The organism is Kribbella sp. (assembly GCF_035655035.1).
In the GTDB taxonomy this organism is placed as follows: Bacteria; Actinomycetota; Actinomycetes; order Propionibacteriales; family Kribbellaceae; genus Kribbella.
The window spans coordinates 1-6330 of sequence record NZ_DASRVN010000109.1; the positions used below are offsets into that span (position 1 = coordinate 1).

At 71.1% G+C, this 6330-nt stretch carries 3 protein-coding genes; all 3 read right to left on the minus strand.

Translation table 11 applies throughout. The features are described 5' to 3' along the window. On the minus strand, window positions 1-296 hold a 296-nt coding region (locus VFF46_RS06320), incomplete at its 3' end, for a hypothetical protein (RefSeq protein WP_325036074.1). A gap of 34 nt (window positions 297-330) precedes the next feature. Further along, complete coding sequence (locus VFF46_RS06325; RefSeq protein ID WP_325036075.1) at window positions 331-2451, minus strand: transglycosylase domain-containing protein; 2121 nt, start codon at window positions 2449-2451, stop codon at window positions 331-333. 21 nt (window positions 2452-2472) lie between these two features. Then, window positions 2473-6330 (minus strand): carboxyl transferase domain-containing protein (locus tag VFF46_RS06330; protein WP_325036076.1); only part of this gene is annotated, 3858 nt, incomplete at its 5' end.

Sequence of the window (6330 nt, forward strand, 5' to 3'; positions counted from 1 at the left end):
GTCGTCACACCGGCGCCGGACGCGAACACCGCGAGGCTCCGCGCCTGCGAGGCCCAGAACGCGTCGTCGTCGACCAGGTCGTCCAGCGCCTCACGGATCTCGTCGACCGTCCGCTTGTCCGCCCCCTCCAGCTGGCGGAACGCCTCGGTGGCCAGGTTCTTCAGCTCGATCCGGTCCGCCTGCGCCTCCTGGGTGAGCGGGCTGGTCGGCAGGTAGATCGAGACACTGATCGGGTCCCGGGCGGTGATCAGCCGCTCCAGCTCGGTCCGCGAGGGAATGTCCGTGTGCAGCGTCATGCGGGGTCACCGTCCTTACCCTGGACCGCCCGGTTCAGCCGTGGGGCTTCGGTTTGGGATTCTTCGTGTCCGGTGGCGGCGGCTTCGGGTTCGGGTCGCCGATCATCTTCTTCGGCGGGGCGGCGAAGCGTTCGGCCGGGAGGCCGCGCAGCGCGCCTTGCATGGCGGACTCCCAGAGCGGGCCGGCGGTGCCGGAGCCGGTCGGGTCCGAGATGTCCACGCCGTTCAGCGTGTGGCCGTACATCAGGTTCGTGTACGGCGGGGTCGCGTCCGCGACCACCGCGGCCGCGGCCAGGTTCGGGGTGTAGCCGGAGAACCAGACCGCCAGGTTCTGGTTGATCGTGCCGGTCTTGCCGGCCATGTCCCGGGTCCCGAACCGCAGGTGGCCGCCGGTACCGCCCGGCATCATCACCTGGCTGAGCACCCGGTTCACGCCGTCCGCGACCTGCCGCTGGAGCACCTGCTTGCAGTCGAACCCGGGCCCCGGCACCGGCCGGCCTGCCTTGTCCCGGACCGACGTGACCACCAGCGGCTTGCAGTACGTCCCGCGGGCCGCGAACGTCGCGTACGCGTTCGACAGCATCAGCGGGGTCACGTACCCGACGCCGAGCGTCATCGAGATCACCTGGTCGAGCGGCCGGCCGGTCTGCGCGTCGTACATCCCGAGCCTGCCCGCGACCTTCGCGATCGCGCACAGCCCGGTGCGCTGGGACAGCTGCAGGAAGTAGGTGTTGGTCGAGTACCGGGCCGCCTCGACCATCGTCAGGTCGCCGCTCTTGGTGGAGTTCTTCGGCCGGTACGTCGGATCGCGGGTCCACCCGTGACACGTCTGGAACCTGGCCTTGGTCAGGTCGATCTGCTCCGGCGAGTTGATCCGGTAGTCCATCGGGATGCCCTTGGCCAGCGCGGCCGCGATCGTGAACGCCTTCATCGTCGAGCCGTTCTGGAACCCGCCGTACCCGCCGTCGTACGACTTCTCGACGTTGTAGTTGTAGTTCGTCTGATGCCGGCCGTTGCCGTACGGGCGGCTCTGCACCATTGCCTTCACCAGCCCGGTGCCCGGCTGGACGATCGTGATCGCGGCGACCGCGGTGTCGGTGGCCTTGCTGTGCCGGTCGATCGACGCCTGCGCGGCGGCCTGGATCCGCGGGTCGATCGAGGTCCGGATCAGCAGCCCACCGGTCTTCAGGTAGTGCTCGCGCTCCTTCCGGGTGCCGCCGAGCGCCGGGTTCGCGAGCAGCTTCGAGACCACGTAGTCGCAGTAGAACGGGTACCGCGAGTTCGCGCAGCCGTTCGGCACCGGCTCGACGCGGGACCGGTCGATCACCGGCGTCCGCAGTGCCTCGTTCGCCTGGTGCACGGTGATCACGCCGAGCTCGAGCATCCGTTTGATCACCACGTCCCGGCGGGCCCGGGCGCGCGCCGGGTTGTTGGCCGGGTTGTAGCCGGTCGGGTTCTTCACGATGCCGGCCAGCAGCGCGGCCTGCGGGAGCGTGAGCTTGTCGGCGGTGGTCCGGAAGTAGTGCTGCGCGGCGGTCTGGACGCCGTACGTGCCGGCGCCGAAGTTCGCCAGGTTCAGGTACTTCTCCAGGATCTCGTCCTTGGAGTACTCGCTCTCGACGGCGATCGCGTACCGCAGCTCGGTGATCTTGCGCTCGTACGACACCTCGGTCGCCTTGGCCCGTTCGGCCGCGGTCTTCGCCTTCTCGACCAGGCTCATCTTCACGTACTGCTGGGTGATGCTCGACCCGCCCTGCTGCACCTCGCCGCCGGACTGGTTGCGCACCATCGCCCGCAGCGTGCCCTTGAAGTCCAGCGCGCCGTGCTCGTAGAACCGGGAGTCCTCGATCGCGACGATCGCCTTGCGCATGATCGGCGCGACCGCGGTCAGCCGGACCGGCACCCGGTTCTGCTCGTAGAGCGTGGCGATCAGCGTGCCGTCCGCGGCCAGGATCCGGCTGCGGACGGCGGGCACGTCACCCCGGAACTCCCTGGGCAGGCTCTGCACCGTGGCCGCGACCGTGGCCGATCCCTGCCCGACGAACCCCGCGAACGGGATCGCCAGTCCGGCGGCGAGCGCACCCGACAGCGCGCTCACGCCGATGAACATGATCAACGACCGAGCCCAGTTGCGCCGTCCCCTGTCGGCACGCATCACCCAAGGCTAATGCACCGATCACTGTCCGGATACCCCGGAATTGATTGCCTCGATCAACTTCGGCCGCAGCTCGCCGGCCTTGATCACCTCGTCGACCGACCCGACGTCGCGGGCCCGCTCGATGCTGTGCACCCGGTCGAACTCGGTCGCCACCTCGCCCAGTTTCTCTGCCCGTACGACGGTTCGCACGTCCGCGAGCTCGGTCGCGAGCGCGGCCCGCTCCGCGCCGGCGGCCTCGCCGACCCGCTCGGCCAGCGCCGCCACCCGAGGATCCGCGGCGGTCCGCGCGTCCACCTCGCCGGCGAAAACCACCGCGGCGGCCGGCGCGCCGCCGAGCACCGAGGCGAACGATCCTTCCACCGCGAGCACCGTCATCGACGGGTTCAGCGACTTCGAGAACACCACGAACGCGCCGCCGTGGTACCGGGACACGACGCAGAACACGATCGGGCCGCGGAAGTTCACCATCGCCCGGCCGATCTCGGCGCCGTACTCGAGCTGCAGGTTCCGCATCGAGTCCGGTGAACCGTCGAACCCGGACAGGTTCGCCAGCACCACCAGCGGCCGGTTCCCGCTCGCCGAGTTGATCGCGCGGGCGACCTTCTTCGACGACCGCGGGAACAGCGTGCCTGCGGTGTAGGTGTCCGGGCCGTCGGTGGGCGGGAAGCCGCGACGCGGCACCGACCGGGACTCGATCCCGACCAGGCAGACCGGGAACCCGCCGAGCCGCGCGTCCACCACGACCGCGGTGTCGGCGTCGGCCATCCCGGCCCAGCGCTCCAGCATCGGGTGGTCCTGGTCGGTGACCGCCCGCATCAGCGTGCGGATGTCGAACGCCTTCTTCCGGTCCGGGTTGGTGGCCACCGAGAAGATCTCGCCGACCGTCTTGAAGTCGCTCCCGGCCACCTCGTGCGGGTACGGCGTGACGTCGCGGTCCAGCGGATCGCTCGTCGGCGCCCGGCGCGGCCCGTGCTCGCCCGGGACGACGTACGTGTGGTCGTAGTACGTCATCAGCACGTCCCGCGCGCCCTTCAGGTCGGGCGCCCAGTACTGCGCCTGGCCGTTCGGGCCCATCACCCGGTCGTAGCCGCCGATGCCGAAGTTGTCCTCGGCCGACACGCTGCCGGAGAAGTCCAGCGTCTGCTTGCCGGTCAGCACCATCGCGCTGTCCGGCGTCATCACCAGGATGCCCTTCGTGTGCATCAGCATCGTCGCCTCGGCGTTCCAGTACGGCTGCGCGCCGACGTTGATGCCCGCGACCACGACGTTGATCTCGCCGCCGGCCTGGGTGAACTCGACGATCCGCTTCAGCGCCTTCGCGACCCAGTCCATGTTCTCGGTACCGGAGTCCATCGAGATCCGGGCGCCGGCCGACAGCGAGTACCACTCGACCGGGACCCGGAGCCGCTCGGCCAGGTCCAGGGCGGCGATGATCCGCGAGCACTCCGCCTCGGCGACCGCGCCGAGCGCCTTGGTCGGGTCGCCGCTCATCGCGACCCGGGTGACGCCCTCGGGGTACCGCTCGGTCGGCGTGCTGACGATGCCGACGATGATGCCGGCCTTGTTCAGCCCCTTCGGCCGCTCGACGGGGACCAGGTTGCCGGCGTCGTCGAGGTCGTGCTCGACGAACGACCCGCCCTGGCCGGCGACCATGCCGCTGACCTCGTACGGGTAGATGGTGTTCCGCCGCCGGGACCGCTGCACCTTCTGCGCGTAGTCGTCGAGCGGCAGCAGCCGCCCGGTCGGCGGCTGCTCGATCGAGGTCACCACGCCGGCGCCGTGCTGGTAGTAGAACCGGGCCGCGACCGGGTTGACCGAGCCGTCCGGCGCGACCACGTCGCCCTGGACCAGGACCTCCTCGATCCCGGCGCCCGCGGTCATCGGGGCGATGTTGCGCTGCAGCGCGGTCACCTCGTCGACCTGGACGTCGACGGCCGGCCAGATCTGCACCCACACGTGGTTCATGTCGAGCTTCGCGCCGGCCGCGCCGCGCGCGGTCCGGGCCCGCCGGATCGCCTCCAGGCAGTTCGAGATCGCCCGCTCGGCGTGCGGCAGCGAGGTGACCTGGCCGTCCTCGTCGCGGGCGACCGCGAACTGGCGGACCTGGGCCAGCGCGACCAGCCGCCGGTCGGCCTCGTTCTCGCGCGCGACGCAGTAGTAGAGGAGCACGTCCTCCGGCGCCTCCAGGCGGGTGATCCGGAAGTCGCGCAGCCGCCACAGGTTCAGCCGCCGGCCGACCATCGGGTGCACGCCGCGGACGTTGTCGTCCTCGGCCATCGAGCCGCCGGCCGGGCGGTACGTGAAGTACGAGACCGAGCGGCCCTGTCCCGGCGCGATCGCGACCGAGATCCGCCGTACCCGCTGGGCGATCGGCAGGGCGGCCACCATCCGGCGGTACAGGTCCGCGGCGTCCTGCTGCGATTCGGGCAGGTCCGGGCCGTACAGGTACAGCTCGACGACGGCCTCGTGGCCGGCGGTCCGGGCGTCGACCCGGTCGGTCAGCGCCCGCGACAGCACGCTGCCCGGGTCGGCCAGCTCGGCGACCGTACCGACCGTCGTGACCAGGTGGCTCGGCTTGTCGTCGATCGAGTAGTCGGCGGTCGCGAACGGCCGCCCGTCGACCGCGAACGCGCGCAGGTCGTGCAGTTCGTACTCGCGGTAGTGCCGGCGGACGAGCACCTCCAGCATCGGCTCCTGCTCGCCCCAGCCGTGCTCCAGCCGCTGCGCCAGGAACCGGACGATCGGCTCCGGGATCGCCGCCAGCGCGTCGATCCGCCGCTGCCGGTCCGCCGCGTCCGGGTGGGCGGCCAGGTCGGCGACCTCGTCGCTGACGCCCGCGATGATCGACGCCCGCTCGGCGTCCACCTGCGGCTGGTCGAACCACCGGAACCGGACACTCCGGGCCAGGTCGCCGACCACTGGGAACCGCAGCTGGGTGGCCAGCACCAACCGGTCCAGCAGGTCGTGCACGCACTCGTCCAGCGGCGCCTCCGGCCGCGGCTCGGCGATCCAGCGCTGCAGTACGGACGTCACCAGCAGTACGTCGGGGTTCGACCGCAGCTGGGCCAGGAAGATCCGGAAGACCGCTTCCTCGAGCTCGGGGCTGCGCTCCAGCCCGGTCACGCCGTAGTGGCCGAGGACCCGGATCAACCGCGCCTGGAACTCGGCCGGCAGCCCGCCGCGGTCCGGGTCCAGGCTCTGCAGGTACGTGTGGAAGTACTCGCGCGGGCTGTGCACCCGGTTCTCGATCGTGGTGTCCGTACCGGCCGGCCGGTTCCGGCTCAGCTCGGCGAAGTCCGCGAACACCGCCAGCAGCTCGATCTCCTTCGCCACCGGCGGCTCGTCCAGCTCGGCCCGGGCGGCGAGGTAGTCGGCCAGCATGCCGCCCTCGTCCTGCGGGTCGATGTCGAACCCGAGCAGCATGCTCCGCAGGTCGTCCAGCCCGCGCTCCACCCGCTCGGCCGCCGACTTCTCGCCGGACCCGTTCGGCAGATCCAGCTGTACGCCGTTGTTCACCGGCGCGGCTTCTTCGACAGCTTCGTCGGCGACCGGCTCGAGCCGGAGCAGCGGCGCACCGGTCTCCACCTGGCTGCCGGTCGAGACCTGCAGCTCCTTCACGGTCGCCTTGAACGGCGCGTACAGCACCGTCTCCATCTTCATCGACTCGAGCACCAGCACCGGCGCACCGGCCTCCACCTCGGCACCCGTCTGCACCGGCGTCGCCACCACGAGCGCGGGCGCGGGCGACCGCAGTACGCCGCCCTCGTCGCGACTCACCCGGTGGGTCACGCCGTCGACCTCGACCAGATGCACCGGGCCGTGCGTCGCGGTCACCAGGCGGAACCGCTGCCCGCCGACGACCAGGCGGCTCGTGTA